This is a genomic window from Rhizobium sp. WSM409, from assembly GCF_057653825.1.
On the sequence record NZ_CM172794.1, the window covers coordinates 3,150,970 to 3,165,444 of the forward strand.

The 14,475-nt window shown below is 60.8% G+C and carries 14 protein-coding genes; 4 read left to right on the forward strand and 10 right to left on the reverse strand.

The features are described from left to right. The first annotated feature begins 110 nt into the window (after positions 1-110). Complete coding sequence (locus AC25BC_RS15780; protein ID WP_012758527.1) at positions 111-1,097, forward strand: polysaccharide deacetylase family protein; 987 nt, start codon at positions 111-113, stop codon at positions 1,095-1,097. Positions 1,098-1,368: 271 nt separating this feature from the next. On the opposite strand, the gene sbmA is transcribed toward AC25BC_RS15780, so the two are convergent. Continuing rightward, on the reverse strand, positions 1,369-2,634 hold the full coding sequence (gene sbmA / locus AC25BC_RS15785) for a peptide antibiotic transporter SbmA (protein ID WP_012758528.1): 1,266 nt from the start codon (positions 2,632-2,634) through the stop codon (positions 1,369-1,371). 124 nt (positions 2,635-2,758) lie between these two features. After that, entirely contained in the window at positions 2,759-3,943 is a 1,185-nt protein-coding gene (locus AC25BC_RS15790) for a YbfB/YjiJ family MFS transporter (protein ID WP_012758529.1), read from the reverse strand. Positions 3,944-4,111: 168 nt separating this feature from the next. On the opposite strand from AC25BC_RS15790, the gene AC25BC_RS15795 reads away from it, so the two are divergent. Next, positions 4,112-4,687, forward strand: coding sequence for a PadR family transcriptional regulator (locus AC25BC_RS15795; protein WP_012758530.1), 576 nt, complete (start codon positions 4,112-4,114; stop codon positions 4,685-4,687). A 264-nt stretch (positions 4,688-4,951) separates the two neighbouring features. Here the strand turns inward: AC25BC_RS15795 and map are convergent, their stop codons facing one another. The 7 genes from map to AC25BC_RS15830 form a co-directional block, all read right to left on the reverse strand. Then, positions 4,952-5,710, reverse strand: a complete 759-nt coding sequence (gene map, locus AC25BC_RS15800) for a type I methionyl aminopeptidase (RefSeq protein WP_128438229.1) — start codon at positions 5,708-5,710, stop codon at positions 4,952-4,954. A gap of 145 nt (positions 5,711-5,855) precedes the next feature. Further along, positions 5,856-6,917: an LLM class flavin-dependent oxidoreductase gene (locus tag AC25BC_RS15805; protein WP_041935686.1), complete on the reverse strand. Its 1,062-nt coding sequence runs from the start codon at positions 6,915-6,917 to the stop codon at positions 5,856-5,858. Between the two features lie 373 nt (positions 6,918-7,290). Further along, the gene (locus AC25BC_RS15810) at positions 7,291-7,581 is read right to left on the reverse strand and encodes a GIY-YIG nuclease family protein (RefSeq protein WP_012758533.1); all 291 of its coding nucleotides are present in this window, start codon (positions 7,579-7,581) and stop codon (positions 7,291-7,293) included. A 160-nt stretch (positions 7,582-7,741) separates the two neighbouring features. Next, complete coding sequence (locus tag AC25BC_RS15815) at positions 7,742-8,209, reverse strand: SRPBCC family protein (RefSeq protein WP_012758534.1); 468 nt, start codon at positions 8,207-8,209, stop codon at positions 7,742-7,744. Between the two features lie 100 nt (positions 8,210-8,309). Beyond that, positions 8,310-9,569 (reverse strand): RNA polymerase sigma factor, encoded by a 1,260-nt coding sequence (locus AC25BC_RS15820; RefSeq protein WP_012758535.1) that lies wholly within the window; start codon positions 9,567-9,569, stop codon positions 8,310-8,312. After that, a complete protein-coding gene (locus AC25BC_RS15825) occupies positions 9,566-9,940 on the reverse strand; it encodes a YciI family protein (protein ID WP_011653034.1) in 375 nt (124 codons plus the stop codon). Before AC25BC_RS15825 ends, AC25BC_RS15820 begins: the two co-directional genes overlap by 4 nt. 134 nt (positions 9,941-10,074) lie before the next feature. Beyond that, complete coding sequence (locus AC25BC_RS15830; protein ID WP_012758536.1) at positions 10,075-10,716, reverse strand: HD domain-containing protein; 642 nt, start codon at positions 10,714-10,716, stop codon at positions 10,075-10,077. Positions 10,717-10,826: 110 nt separating this feature from the next. On the opposite strand from AC25BC_RS15830, the gene AC25BC_RS15835 reads away from it, so the two are divergent. Both AC25BC_RS15835 and AC25BC_RS15840 read left to right on the forward strand, forming a co-directional pair. Beyond that, positions 10,827-11,813, forward strand: coding sequence for a GlxA family transcriptional regulator (locus AC25BC_RS15835; protein ID WP_012758537.1), 987 nt, complete (start codon positions 10,827-10,829; stop codon positions 11,811-11,813). 135 nt (positions 11,814-11,948) lie between these two features. Further along, positions 11,949-12,902, forward strand: a complete 954-nt coding sequence (locus AC25BC_RS15840; protein WP_128438230.1) for a hypothetical protein — start codon at positions 11,949-11,951, stop codon at positions 12,900-12,902. A gap of 49 nt (positions 12,903-12,951) precedes the next feature. Here the strand turns inward: AC25BC_RS15840 and glpK are convergent, their stop codons facing one another. Beyond that, a complete protein-coding gene (glpK, locus tag AC25BC_RS15845) occupies positions 12,952-14,445 on the reverse strand; it encodes a glycerol kinase GlpK (RefSeq protein ID WP_012758538.1) in 1,494 nt (497 codons plus the stop codon). Positions 14,446-14,475: the final 30 nt, after the last annotated feature.

The window sequence follows — 14,475 nt, forward strand, 5'->3', positions numbered from 1 at the left end:
TTCCGTGCCGTTTGTGTTGGCTTAGCGACTCGCGTGAAAAAATGCCAGCGCGACCGCAGCTTCGCCGCAATTCTGATGGAGGAAACCGCGAACAAACTGTCGCGGTGCCCATGTCTCGCTTTCTCCTCTCTACCTACCTTTCTGTCTCGTTCCTCGCTCCGGCAATCGCAGAGGCCGCCGACCGGCCGAAACAGCTCGTCATCATTTCCTTCGACGGCGCGCACGACAATGCGCTCTGGCTGAAGAGCCGCGAGATGGCGGCGAAAAACGGCGCCCACTTCACCTATTTTCTCTCCTGCACTTTCCTGATGAACGAGGCGGCGAAGAAGGCCTACCAGGCGCCGCACCAGAAACGCGGAAAATCCAACGTGGGCTTCGCCCAGAGCGACGACGAGATCCGCGAGCGCCTCGGCAATATCTGGCACGCCCATCTCGAAGGACACGACATATCGAGCCATGCCTGCGGCCATTTCGACGGCCGCCTCTGGAGCGAGGCCGACTGGTCGGCCGAATACGCCACCTTCCACGCGACGCTTGAGAATGCCTGGAAGAGCGTCGGCCTTCAGGCGCCTGCCGGCTGGCAGGATCTGGTTGATCACGGCATCAAGGGCTTTCGCGCCCCCTATCTCTCGGCAACTGCGGGCGCCGACATGGTCGCTGCCGAAAAGAAGGCGGGCTTCACTTATGACGCGAGCCTCGTCACCAAAGGGCCTGCCATGCCTGTCGAGGAAGACGGCATCACTCGCTTCGGCCTGCCGCTGATCCCCGAAGGCCCGAGCGAAAAGCCAATCATCGGCATGGACTACAATCTCTTCGTCCGCCATTCCAAGGGTGAGGAGGATACGGCCGATTCCGTGGAATTCGAGGATCGCGCCTATGCCGCCTTCAAGGAAGCTTTCGACAAGCAATATGCCGGTAACCGCATCCCGCTACAGCTCGGTTTCCACTTCGTCGAAATGAACGGCGGCGCCTACTGGCGTGCGCTAGACCGACTGGTCAGCGACGTCTGCCACCGAACGGATGTGGCCTGCGTCAGCTATTCGGAAGCGATCCCGATGATCGAGGCGCGCGGGAAATTGCAGACGTCAGGTCTCTGACGGCGTCTATGGAGATTCTGTAGAGACGGCAAGGTGTCTCCAGGTTCCTTTGAACGAGACGACGTGCCGTGCCGCCCCCTCATCTACCTGCCGGCATTTTCTCCCCGCTGGGGAGAAGAGATTCGTTGCGACGTTGCGATTCCCCTTCTACTCAGCGGGGTCCGAAGGACGGGTCGAGACCTGTGGCTCGACCCCGGTCGCTGCCCGACAGGACGGATGAGGGGGTGCCGCAGACGCGAACCTTCCGATCGCTCGCAGAATACCCCGCCCATCAACCGTCGGCGTGCACGACGCCCGTCTCGCGCTCTAGGTAGCGCTGGTCGATTTCAGGCAGCGGTTCGTCGTCGATTGCCGCCTCGAAGGCCTTGAGGCGTTTGTGAATCGAGAGCAGTTCAATGATCGTCGTCCAGGAATTGACGAGATACTGGAACGAGTTGCTGACCTGTCCGAAGGCGGTCGAGATCTGCTGGAAGATACCGTAAGTGATAGTGCCCGCCACGATCGTCGGCACCAGCATGAAGACCACGAAGAGCGCGTCGGCCTGGATATAGAAATAACGGGCGACATTGAAATACATGTAGTGGAAATACATGCGGTAATAGTTGCGGCGAACGTTGCCGAAGAGCTCCCTGACTGTCAGCGGCTCAGCCCGTTCCGCATGGTCCTCACCATAGACAAGCTCCTTGCGATACGCCGCTTCGACGCGCTGGTTGCGGAAGTTCAGCCCCGGCAGCTTGACGCCGGCGACCGCCAGCAGAAGCGTGCCGAACGCCGACCAGAACAGCGCAAGCCAAAAGAGCGAATTCGCCACCGGCCCGATGAACGGCAGCTCGGTCACGTAATGCGACAGCGCCAGAAGGATTGGAAGAAATACCACGAGCGTCATCACCGAGTTGATGAGGCTGATACCAAGACCTTCGAGCGTGCTCGAAAAGCGCATCGTATCTTCCTGAACGCGCTGGGAGGCGCCTTCGATGTGACGAAGCTTTTCCCACTTCGACATGTAGAAATTGTTCATCGCCGTTCGCCAGCGGAAGATGTAGTGGCTGGTGAAGAAGTCGGTCATGATCGATACGAACATGCTGAGGAATGCGATCTGGCAGAAGACCCACATCAGGCTGTAGAAATTGTCGACAGAAATGCCGGGCTGTTTCGACAATGCGTTCTGCAGAAGGTCACCAAACGGCCGGCGCCAGTTATTGATCACAACGCTGATCTGGACGCCGAAGTAGGTCACGAAGATGATCAGTGCCGATCCCCAGATCGACCAAATCTTCCAGGGGTGGTTCAGCGCCTTCAGATGCCATGCACCGCAGAAGATCACCGCCGACAGAAGGAAATAGCTGTAGAACCAGACATTTTCGGGCAGCAGGAAAAACGAAAGGTCAATCGGCTGCTGCTCTTCGGGAACCGGCGCATAGCCGAGCGATGCACCGAGGTTGGCGGCGAAGAGATACCAGCCGGCAATGGAAATCAGGGTCCAAACGACGAGCGAAGTAAAGAACGTCTTTGGCTGCGGAAAAAAGGAATGAAACACGGGAGGCTTTGCTTTCCTGAACTGTGAGTCTCGGGAGTGTCGTCAACACTGATTGTGCCGGAAACTAAGGCAGTTCCAAGGAAGCAGCAATGGGTTCAGCCGATTGTTACGGAGTTGTAACCGGTTAAGCGATTTTCTTGATCACGGGCATCACTAGCGCTGCGCAGGCGACGAGTGCCACGGCGGCGATCATCGTGGGCACGGTGAAGCTGCCCGTGCGCTCAGCGATCCAGCCGGCAACAACAGGCCCGACGATCTGGCCGACACCGAAGGCGGCCGTCATCATCGCCAGGATCCGCCGCGGACTGTCAGGCGAAAGCTTGCGGCCGATCTGCAGCCCAAAAGCAGTAATCGCCAGGAACGTCGCCCCGAACAGCGCCCCGCCAATCAGCGGTGCGGCAGAAGGCGGTAGCGCGACCGTCGCAAGCACCCCGGCGGCCTCGACCAGAAGGGCTGCGACGTAGACGCCCCCAAGCCCGAGCGGCTTGACCAGCGGCTTCCAGGCAAACAGCGCCACCGCAGCCGTCAGGCCGGCGATGAACCAGCAGAGGAATTCGACGAAGGGTCCCGTTGCAGAAAGACGTGCGATGGTGACGAGGAAGGTCGCGGTGATGACGTAGCCGAAACCGAACAGGCCGTAAGACAGGGTCAGCAGCACCATCGGCCGGCTCCAGATGAGCGGCGGCTCCCTGCCCGCCTGCGCCGATTGCGCCGGCGCCGACGGCAATAGCAGGAAGACGACGACGAGGCTTGCCGCGCAGTAGAGCGCCCCGCCGATCCAGTCGGCCCGCCAACCGCCCGGCCCGTCGTGAAAGCCAAGTCCGATCAGCAACACCATGACCGAAGAAAGCGCAATACCCGCCCCCGGCCCACCGAAATGTGCCGCCTGCACATGGTCGTTGCCGGCGGCAGCCCCGTGGCTGAGCACGATCGACGAGGTGAAGACCATCGCAAAGGCGCTGGCGACACCGGCCAGGAAGCGAATGATGGCAAAGACGGCGACGGAATCAGTGGCGGCCATGGCGGCAAGCAGGATCGCGGTTGCCAGCAGCGACAGCAGCGCCACCAGCCGCTCCCGTCCGGCCGCCCAGCCATAGGCGGCAAGCACGGCGCCGACGAGATAACCGACAAAATTCGCCGATGCGATGAAGCCGGCATCTGCCGCCGAAAGCGGCACGCCGCTGATCATACCGGGCAGGATCGGCGTGTAGGAGAAGCGCCCGAAGCCCATGGCAGCAGCCATGGCAACGGCGCCGGCAGCGGCGGCAGAGACAAGGTTCGGTGGGGAGTTTCGGGTGCGGGCGAGCATGCCCGTGTTTATCGCGCTGCAGCACCGGCATCACAATCAAGTAATTCTGATCGATCGATCAATTTCCCGAAACGTCGGAAATTTTCACCCCCTCTTGAAAACAATTATCTTACGATATATGTTTTACGACATAGTCAACGATACATCTAACGATGAAAGGAAAGACCCATGAGAGGTTTTAAAGGCGGCATGTTCGGCGGAGATTTCCGTATGGGCCGCAAATTCGCGGCGGGCGACCTGCAGCTCGTCATCTTGGCCCTGCTCGCTGAGCAACCGCGCCACGGCTATGAATTGATAAAGTTGCTGGAGGAGCGGTCCGGCGGCTTCTACGTGCCGAGCCCCGGCGTCATCTATCCCGCCCTCACCTATCTCGAGGAAACCGGCCTTGCCGAGGTCGAGGTGGAGGGCGCCAAGAAGCTCTACCGCATCACCGAGGCAGGCCGCGGGCGCATCGAGGAAAACCGCGCCATGATCCTGCATACCTTCGCCAAGCTGGAACGCATCGGCGAGAAGATGGCCCATGTGAAGCGTGTCTTCGAAACCGACCGTCACGGCGCCGACGAAGGCGATGACGGCGATTTCATGCAGGACGGTGGTGATATCCGCGCCGCCCGCATGCTGCTGCGCTCGGCCATGCGGATGCGCTATCCCTGGTCGAAACCCGAAGCCGCCCGCATCGCCGGCATCCTCGAACGCGCTGCCACCGAAATCCTGCAAGGCGGCAGGCCGGGAACGCGGGGTTAAAGAGCGAGGCTGGCCACCAAAGCTCGGTGAGTTGACGAGTGCGCTAACCTCTCCTCCCTCATTCCTGTGCTCGTCACAGGAACCCAGCGCCCAAGTCCTTGGGCGCGGGAGACTCTTTCCCTTGAGGTATTGATTCATTCACGGCGCAGACGCGCCGTGGCTGGATTCCTGTGACAGGCACAGGAATGAGGGAGGAGAAGTGGGCGCACCCTACAAAGCGTCGTGGAGATGCAAACCTTGAACGGCGAGGCGCTCCCTAACGCCCTACGCCCGCTCATCCGGCAAGGTCAGAATCACCGGCCCGTTGCGCGTCGCCACCACCGTGTGTTCGTATTGCACGGTCGGCGCCTTCGGATCGGCATAGAGCGTCCAGGCATCGTCGCCGCCTTCGGCCCATGTCGCGCCGAGTGAGAGAAACGGCTCGACGGTGAAGACGAGACCTTCCGTCATCATCCGCTTTTCCGAAGGGTCCGGCCAGGTCGAGAGCTCGGCCGGCTCCTCATGCAGGGAGCGGCCGACGCCGTGGCTCGCCAGATTGGCGACCAGCGTATAGCGGTTCTTCTGCGCAAAAGCGCCGACGGCTGTGCCGATCTTTGCAAGCGGCTCGCCCGATTTGACCTGGTTGAGCCCGATCCAAAGCGCCCGCTTGCCGTCGCGGCAGAGCCGCTCGATCTTCGGCTTGACCGGCGGCATGGTGAAGGAGGCGCCGGTATCGGCGAAGAAGCCATCCTTTTCCGCCGAGACGTCGATATTGATGAGATCGCCCGCGCGGATGACGCGCGGGCCGGGAATACCGTGGGCGACTTCCTCATTGATGCTGATGCAGGTGGCGCCGGGAAACTGGTAGCAGAACTCCGGCGCCGAACGCGCGCCCGAATCCTCGAGCACTTTGCGGCCGATCTGGTCGAGTTCCAGCGTCGTCATGCCGGGTTCCATTGCCGCCGCCATCACCTGTATGGCGTTGGCGCAGATGCGACCGATCTCCTTGAGCTTTACCAGTTCGTCGTCGTTTGCGATAACCATTCGTCTGTTCCGGCCTTGCGCAGGGGCGGCAGCGGCCGCCTTGAGCGCCGCGCCTCCAACAGGAAGCCTAAGGACGCTCTGTCACTTCAAATCTGCGCATACTCCGTTTCGAAAATCGATTCCGATTTTCGGCGTTATGCGCTCGTCAAGCCGTCGCTTTCGCCTCTTCGCTGCTATCAGTCAACGCCTTTCTGACGATCGGCGCGACTTTCGTGCCGTAAAGCTCGATGCCGCGCATGATCTCGGCATGCGGCATCAGGCCGATCGCCATCTGCAGCAGGAAGCGGTCGTTCTTGAAGAGTGCATGATGGGCGATGATCTTTTCGGCGACCGCCTCAGGATCACCGACGAAGAGCGCGCCGTTCGGCCCACGCGACATGTCGAAATGCGCCCGGTTCGTCGGTCCCCAGCCGCGCTCGCGGCCGATACGGTTCATCACCTCGGCTTGAGGCCCATAGAACTGGTTGGCCGCCGCCTCCGTCGTATCGGCGATGAAGCCATGGACGTTGATGCTGGTCTTCAGCTTCGCTGGATCCTGCCCTGCCCGGCGCGCCGCCTCGCGGTAGAGATCGAAGAGCGGCGCAAAACGGCGCGGCTCACCGCCGATGATCGCCAGTGCCACCGGCAGGCCCAGCGCGCCGGCGCGCGCCACCGACTGCGGCGTACCGCCGACCGCAACCCACAACGGCAACGGATCCTGCAGCGGTCGCGGATAGACGCCGCGCCCGTTGATCGGCGCGCGAAGTTCACCCTTCCACTCCACAACCTCGCTGTCGCGCAGCGCCAGCAGCAGATCGAGCTTCTCCTCGAAAAGCTGGTCGTAATCTTCGAGATTATAGCCGAACAGCGGGAAGGACTCGATGAAGGAGCCACGCCCCGCCATGATTTCGGCGCGGCCGTTGGAGATCAGATCGAGCGTCGAAAACTGCTGGAAGACGCGCACCGGATCATCGGACGAGAGCACGGTGACCGCACTTGTCAGCCGGATGTTCTTCGTCTTAACGGCGGCGGCCGCCAGCGCGACCGCGGGAGCCGACGCCGCATAATCCGGCCGATGATGTTCGCCGAGCCCAAAGACGTCGAGCCCCACCTGATCGGCAAGCTCGACTTCCTCGATAAGATGCTTCAGCCGTTCGGCCGCTTCCGCGCCCTTGCTGCGGGAAGGGTTGGGATTGACGTCGGCGAATGTGTAAAGCCCCAGTTCCATCATCGGCATCCTGTTGAATTCTCGGTTGAGATAAGGATGCCGGGGATAGAGCGCAAATACAAATTCTGGAACGGAATGTTCGAGAATTTCGATAGGCGGCGTTGTGTTTCGGACGGTTAATGGACTTCATCGCGAGACGGCAAAGAGTCTTTGCGCCGTGGACACGGCGCTGCTGGATTCCTGTGACAAGCACAGGAATGAGGGAGCAAGAGGTATGCACTCTGCCACTAGTATCTGTTATCATTCAAAGCATTATCGTCATATTGGGTAGGCGATTGTTGTTGAACTCCACATACACCTAGAACTCCCTCATTCCTGTGCTTGTCACAGGAATCCAGCAGTCGCGCGTCCGCGCGACGAGAGACTCATCTTCTCACAAACCCAAAAGATGAAACGAGATATCCTCCCATTCGGGATTCTCCCTCTCGATGAGATTGAGCTTCCACTGCCGCGGCCATTTCTTGATCGTTTTCTCACGCGTGATCGCGGTCGTCAGGAGGTCGTATTCCTCGAACCACACTAAAATCTTGACGCCATATCTCGACGTAAAGCCCGGCGTCAGTTCATTCTGGTGTTCGTACAAACGCCCTGCCAGATCGCGCGTCACGCCAACATAGAGCGTGCCGTTGCGCTTCGATGCGAGAATATAGACATAGCCCATCATGGCGGAAGATTGGCACACGTCGCGCCAAACGGCACCTGGAGAGACCGCCGATCACCAATTTCGATTCCGGATCAAGCACTTCAAGGGGCGAGCGGAATCATCTCTCGAATGATTTCACACGGCAGATGACGAAAAGGGCCGCGCCGCCTCGCCCCCGCGCTCACATCTTCGCCAGCAGCTCCGCCAGTTGGTTCGCTGCCTTGCCCCATCCTTCGTGGAAGCCCATCTTCTCGTGCGCTTCCTTGTCCTCCGCGCGCCAGTGCAGCGCCTTGGCCGTATATTTCGTGCGACCGTTGCCGAGATCTTCGAGCAGGATGACGCCTGTGAAGAAAGGTTTCTCGGAAGGCACCCAGGCGCTGGTATAGGCATCGGTGAAGACGATCTTCTCGTTCTCGATGATCTCGAGATAGACGCCGCGGTTTGGGTACTGATTGCCCTCGGGGTCATGCATGACGATGACGCTGGAACCGCCGGGGCGGACGTCGAGCGTCGCTTCGGTCACACCCCAGGGACGCGGCACGAACCATTGCTTCATCAGATCAGGATCGGTCCATGCTTTGTAGATCTTCTCGCGCGGCGCATCGAATTCGCGAACGAGGACGAGTTCATGTTGCGTGCTGGCGGTCATGTCGACATCTCTCCATTTGAATGAAACCTGTTTCCTGTCAGGTTGTTACAAGGACGTGTCGAAGTTCGCCGTTCCGACAGCCCGCCGGCTTCTTCGCAATTTATTTTGCGATCGGCTGCGTGGCATCTTCCTGCATCTTGTCGATCTGTCGGCGGATATGGGCTGCCTCTGCCGCCGAATGGGCCAGTGCAATGGCGCGGTCGAAGGCTTCGCGCGCTTGGCTGGTCAAGCCAAGCTGCTTCAGCAGCCCGCCCCGCAAGCCGTGATAGTAGAAATAGCCGCCGAGTTTTTCGCCAAGCGGATCAATGAGGTCGAGCGCATCCTGCGCACCCTGGAGCTTGGAGACGACGACGGCCCGGTTGAGCGTTATGACAGGCGACGGCTGGAGACGCTCCAGCGCGCGATAGAGCAGATCGATCTCCACCCAGTCTGTATCCTCGGCACGTTTTGCGCGGGAGTGAACAGCGGCGATGGCTGCCTGAATCTGATAAGGAGCGGGCTGACGATGGCGTAGCGCCTTGTCGAGTAGCGCTAAGGCCTCGTTGATGAAGGGCCGGTTCCAGAGCGACCGATCCTGATCTTCGAGCAGCACGATCTCGTCTCCGGCGTTGAAGCGCGCCGGCCGGCGTGAGATCTGCAGGAGCATCAGCGCAAGCAGCCCCATCAACTCCGGTTCCGACGGGAAGATATGCAGCATCAACCGAGCTAGCCGGATCGCTTCGTCGCTGAAGGCTGCCGCCTCATGCCTGGGATCGGCTTGGCTGTAACCCTCGTTGAAGATCAGGTAGATCATCGTGCTGACGATCGAGAGCCGTTCGGCCCTCTCCTGCGGGCTCGGCGTTTCGAAAGGCACGCCGGCCTTGGCGACGCGCGCCTTGGCCCGGGTGATGCGTTGTTCCATAGCGCTCTCGGAAACCAGGAAGGCACGCGCGATCTGCGGCACCGAAAGGCCGGAGACGATGCGCAGCGCCAGCGCGATCTGCTGGGTCGCGGGTAGATCGGGATGGCAGCAGATGAACAGCAGCCGCAGAATGTCGTCGCGATAGTTGGAATCGTCCAGCCGCTCGACGATGTCGCTTTCGGCATCCTCGGTATCGGAGATGACGTCCTCATCCGGCAGAGCCTGGATCTTCGCCCGCTTGCGCACCGCATCGATGCCGCTGTTGCGGCCGACGAAGATGAGCCAGGCTGTGGGATCACGCGGTGGCCCTTTCTCCGGCCATGTCCGGATCGCCCTTAGACAGGCTTCCTGAAACGCCTCTTCCGCGGTATCGAGATTGCGGAAATAGCGCAGCAGCGCGCCGAGCGCCTTAGGGCGGGCCGATGCAAGCGCGAGGTCGATCCAGGCAATGTCTGTCATGATGAAGCATCTCCGGGCCTGAAGACGTAGAAAGGCCGAATTTCGTAAGAGGTGGAACCTGGATTGACGGATGAAAGCTGCTTCGAGAAGGCGATCGCCTCGTCGAGCGTTTCAAAGTCGACCACATAGAAGCCGAGAAGCGCCTCTTTCGTTTCCGCAAAAGGTCCGTCAATGACCAAAGGCTCGTCCTTGCCCTTGCGCACTGTGGTCGCAGCCGTGGTCGGCATCAGCCGGCCGACAGGGCCGAGTTTGCCGGATGCGGCAAGGGGCTCCTGCACGGCGTAGAGTTTCTCCATGACGGCAGCTTCTTCCTCCTTGCTCCAGGCGAAGACGGTTTCCTCATGGGCGTAACAAAGGATTGCATAAAGCATTGCTCACTCCTCTTTTCGAATGACGAAGGAGTAACCGCTTACCCGACAGGCCGCATCAAAAAATTATTGATGGGAAATAAAGCGCTATTGATAATAAAGGGGCGGCGACCGGAGAGGGTCACCGCCCTTTTGGGTCAGCTTGCCCAGTGCGAGCAACGAATGACGCTGCAGAAATTGCCGCGGTGGAAGTGCGGATCCTTGTCGGCCAGAACATCGGCCTTGACGTTGCCGAAGGTGGTCTCCGGCTTGTGTTTGATGCCTTCATAGAAGGTCTGAATGATTTGTTCCTTGAACTGATCGCCGCGCGGATGGGCATGCACTACCGCCTCGCGCTGCTGATCGCTGTAGTCCTTGTAGGTCAGTCCTAGCACATCCATTTCGACACCCACTGTCACCAGCGCCACGACGGGGTGCATATGCTGCGGAATGCCCGGCGTCGTATGCAGCGCGATCGCCGTCCAGACGGTGTCGATATCGGCCTGGGCAATGCCGCGGCTCTTCAGGAAATCGCGCGCCGCATTGGCGCCATCAACCTCGAAACGCTCATCCGCGCTGCTATGCTGGTGGGTGAGCCCCATGTCATGGAACATCGCGCCAGTATAAAGTAGCTCCGGATCGAAGCGGAGGCCGCGCTGTTTGCCGGCCAGCGCGCCGAAATAATAGACACGGCTGGAATGGTGGAAGAGCAGCGGCGAGGCAGTGTCTCGCACCACCTCCGTCACCTCGCGCGCCAGCTTGCTGTTAGGAATGCTGATGCCGTCGATCGTCAGGGTCATGGCTTTTTTCCTTGCGTTTGAACCTGCTTCCACATTAGAACAGGTGCATATGTCATAAATCGACGTAATACGTCATTTTCTGCCAAAACCGGTATCGACAGGACGCCGCCGTGACCAGATCGAAGACCATTGCCATTCTCGCTGTTCCGGGCGTCCAGCTTCTTGATGTCTCGGGACCGCTCGACGTCTTTGCCGAAGCCAATGTCCAGACAGGCAGGGAGGTCTATCGACCCGTGGTGATCGCCGTCGGCCATGGCCATATCCGCAGCTCCTCCGGCGTTCGGCTGGTGGCGGACTACGTCATCGGCGACAATATCGGCGCGGTGGATACGCTGCTGGTCGCCGGCTGTCCGAATGCGGCGGATATTCAACCGGATGCCGCGATGGTCGCCTGGCTGCGCTCGGCAGCGCCGGCGGCAAGGCGATACGGCTCCGTCTGCAGCGGCGCATTCCTGCTTGCCGCGACCGGCCTGCTCGACGGCCGCCGCGTCACCACCCACTGGGCTGTCGCCGACAGGTTGGCCGAAGCCTATCCTGACATCACGGTGGAGGCGGATGCCATCCATGTGAGGGATGGCCAGTTGTGGACCGCGGCCGGTGTCACAGCCGGGCTCGATCTTGCGCTGGCGCTCGTCGAGGAGGATCTTGGCCATGAGATCGCCATGAAGATAGCGGGCCAGCTCGTGATGTTCTTCAAGCGGCCGGGTGGGCAGATGCAGTTCAGCCGCAAAGGCGAGGCAGCACCTGCCGGCCGCTCGGCCCTGCAGGAGGTCCAGCGCTGGATCGCCGCCAATCCCGCGGTCAACCACAGCGTCGCGACGCTGGCGCAGCGAATGGAATTGAGCCCCCGCCACTTCGCTCGGCTGTTCCGCGACGAGGTCGGCATGACACCCGCCGCCTGGGTGGAAGCGGCGCGCATCTCCGCCGCACGGCGGCTGCTGGAAGAAGGCCATACGCCAAAGCAGGTCGCCGTCGAATGCGGCTTTGCCGATGCCGATACGCTGCGCCGAGCTTTCGCAAGGCAGATCGGTGTGACGCCTGCCGAGTATCGCAAGCGCCACGCCAAGGTGCATCTCGGCGCGCTGGAAAATGTCTGAACCCTGCCGGTAACAAAGGCCGCGCCGCGCGATTAACCACGCCGCCGGTTCTGGAGCAGATGTCACGGAGTTGCCCATTTTGCATCGGATGTGTTTGCCGCCGCACCGATCAACTCGCGGCTATCAGGACGCAAAATGAAACCGCTTGAAAGCCTGCTGTTTGCCTGCGCTGCCTTCGTTTCCCTGCATCATGCAGCATCCGCCGCGGAAAATTTCATCTACACCAGCTCCGGCGAACTCGAGGCCTCGAAGGCGCTGCTCTCGCGGCCGGATATCTCAGGCGTCCAGGTCGTCTACAACTGGAAGAGCCTGGAACCGGCCAAGGGCCAATATGATTTTTCGGAGATCGAGAAGGACTTGGCACTCGCAGAAAGCCTGAACAAAAAACTCTTCATCCAGGTCCAGGATCGCTTCTTCGAGCCGAAGGCGCGCAACATTCCAGGGTACATGTTGAACGACCCGGAATATGACGGCGGTCTCACTGCCCAGTTTGACAATCCCGGCGAAAACAAGCCGGTCGGCTTCGGCTGGGTGGCGCAGCAATGGAACCCGGCCGTGCGCGAGCGTTATCAGGCGCTGCTGAAGGCGTTGGCCGAAAAGTTCGACGGCAAGGTGTACGGCGTCAACCTGCCGGAGACGGCGATGGACCTCGATCCCAAGCATGAGCCGAAAGGCTATAGCTGCGATGCCTATTTCGAGGGCGAGATGGCAAACCTCGCCTTTGCCAGGAAAGCCTTCGCCAAGTCGATGGTGGTGCAATACGTCAACTTCTGGCCCTGCGAATGGGAGAACGACCACAATTACATGGGCCGCCTCTTCGACTTCGCGGCGAAGAACAATATTGGCCTCGGCGGCCCCGATATCGTGCCGAACCGCAAGGCGCAGATGAAGAACTCCTATCCCTTCTTCAACAAGTACAAGGGCAAGCTCGCCTATGTCGGCATGGCCGTGCAGGAGCCGACGCTGACCTACAAGAACCCGGTGACGAAGAAGCCCTTCACCAAGGCCGAATTCACCGCCTTTGCTGGGGATTATCTCGGCGCGAACGTGATCTTCTGGAGCACGGCGACGCCGTGGTTGAAGAAATAGCGAACCAACTCGCGGAAACGAGCGGGCTACGACGCGGTTCTCATCGCCTTTACCCCTCGCTCAGTGTTCGCCGGACAGCATTCTTCCAGCCCTTGAGCTTTGTCGCCCGCACCTTCTCGTCCATCTCGGGCTCGAACCGCCGATCCCGTTTCCACGTCGCCGAAAAACCGTCCCGGTCCGGCCACACCCCCGCCCGGCTGCCTGCGAGCCAGGCTGCACCCAGCGCCGTCGTCTCCAGGATCACCGGGCGATCGACCGGGGCGTCAAGCAGATCGGCAAGACGCTGCATCGTCCAGTCGGAGGCGACCATGCCGCCGTCGACGCGTAGCACGGTGTCGTCGGTGCCGTTCTTCCAGTCCTTCTGCATGGCGTCGAGCAGATCGCGGGTCTGATAACAGACGGCCTCCAGCGCCGCACGGGAGAGTTCTGCCGGGCCGCTGTTGCGCGTCAGCCCGAAGATCGCACCGCGCGCCTTCGCATCCCAGTGCGGCGCGCCGAGGCCGGTGAAGGCGGGCACGAGATAAACCTCCTGCGTCGGATCGGCCTTCTCGGCGAGTTCATTCGTATCCCCGGCCTTGCCGATGATGCCGAGCCCGTCCCGCAGCCACTGCACGGCCGCACCCGCGATGAAGATCGAACCCTCCAGCGCATAGGTCGTCTCGCCGTTCAGGCGATAGGCGATGGTGGTCAGCAGCCGATTTTTGGAACGCACCATATCGGCGCCAGTGTTGAGCAGTGCGAAGCAGCCGGTGCCGTAGGTCGATTTCATCATGCCAGGCGCAAAACACGCCTGGCCAATGGTTGCCGCCTGCTGGTCGCCGGCCACGCCGAGGATCGGGATAGCAGCACCGAAAATATCAGGATCGACCGTGCCGAAATCGGCGGCGCAATCCTTGACCTCCGGCAGCATGGCGGCGGGGACCCTCAGAATATCGAGCAGATCCTCGTCCCACGCGTTTTCGGCAATGTTGTACATCAGCGTGCGCGAGGCGTTGGTGGCATCGGTGACGAAGCTCTTGCCACCCGTCAGCCGCCAGATCAGGAAGGTGTCGATCGTGCCGAAGCAGAGATCGCCCCTGGCGGCGCGCGCCCGCGCGCCCTTCACGTTAGCCAGCATCCAGGAGAGCTTGGTGCCGGAAAAATAGGGATCGAGGATCAGGCCGGTCTTCTTGGTGAACAGCCGCTCGAGATCCTGTCGTTTCAAATTGTCGCAATAGCTTGCCGTACGCCGGTCCTGCCAAACGATGGCATTCTGGATCGGCCGGCCCGTCTCGCGCTCCCAGACGACCACGGTCTCGCGCTGGTTGGTGATGCCGAGCGCTGCAACATCTTTGGCCTCGATCCCGGCATCGCGCAGCGCCATGTGGACGGTGGAGACAGCCGAATCCCAGATCTCCTCGGGATCGTGCTCGACCCAGCCGGAGCGCGGATAGATCTGAGTAAATTCCTTCTGGCCCTTGCCGGCGACATGCATGTCGCCATCGAAGACGATCGCCCGCGTCGACGTCGTTCCCTGATCGATCGCCAGAACATATCCGCTCATGAAAACCCTCCCTCAGCATGTCAATTGTCG

What these genes read in the sequence shown, in the direction of transcription:
- AC25BC_RS15780 (WP_012758527.1), top strand. Translation starts at nt 111, where the DNA reads ATGTCTCGCTTTCTCCTCTCTACCTACCTTTCTGTCTCGTTCCTCGCT.
- AC25BC_RS15790 (WP_012758529.1), bottom strand. Translation starts at nt 3,943, where the DNA reads ATGCTCGCCCGCACCCGAAACTCCCCACCGAACCTTGTCTCTGCCGCC.
- AC25BC_RS15795 (WP_012758530.1), top strand. Translation starts at nt 4,112, where the DNA reads ATGAGAGGTTTTAAAGGCGGCATGTTCGGCGGAGATTTCCGTATGGGC.
- map (WP_128438229.1), bottom strand. Translation starts at nt 5,710, where the DNA reads ATGGTTATCGCAAACGACGACGAACTGGTAAAGCTCAAGGAGATCGGT.
- AC25BC_RS15805 (WP_041935686.1), bottom strand. Translation starts at nt 6,917, where the DNA reads ATGGAACTGGGGCTTTACACATTCGCCGACGTCAATCCCAACCCTTCC.
- AC25BC_RS15810 (WP_012758533.1), bottom strand. Translation starts at nt 7,581, where the DNA reads ATGATGGGCTATGTCTATATTCTCGCATCGAAGCGCAACGGCACGCTC.
- AC25BC_RS15815 (WP_012758534.1), bottom strand. Translation starts at nt 8,209, where the DNA reads ATGACCGCCAGCACGCAACATGAACTCGTCCTCGTTCGCGAATTCGAT.
- AC25BC_RS15820 (WP_012758535.1), bottom strand. Translation starts at nt 9,569, where the DNA reads ATGACAGACATTGCCTGGATCGACCTCGCGCTTGCATCGGCCCGCCCT.
- AC25BC_RS15825 (WP_011653034.1), bottom strand. Translation starts at nt 9,940, where the DNA reads ATGCTTTATGCAATCCTTTGTTACGCCCATGAGGAAACCGTCTTCGCC.
- AC25BC_RS15830 (WP_012758536.1), bottom strand. Translation starts at nt 10,716, where the DNA reads ATGACCCTGACGATCGACGGCATCAGCATTCCTAACAGCAAGCTGGCG.
- AC25BC_RS15840 (WP_128438230.1), top strand. Translation starts at nt 11,949, where the DNA reads ATGAAACCGCTTGAAAGCCTGCTGTTTGCCTGCGCTGCCTTCGTTTCC.
- glpK (WP_012758538.1), bottom strand. Translation starts at nt 14,445, where the DNA reads ATGAGCGGATATGTTCTGGCGATCGATCAGGGAACGACGTCGACGCGG.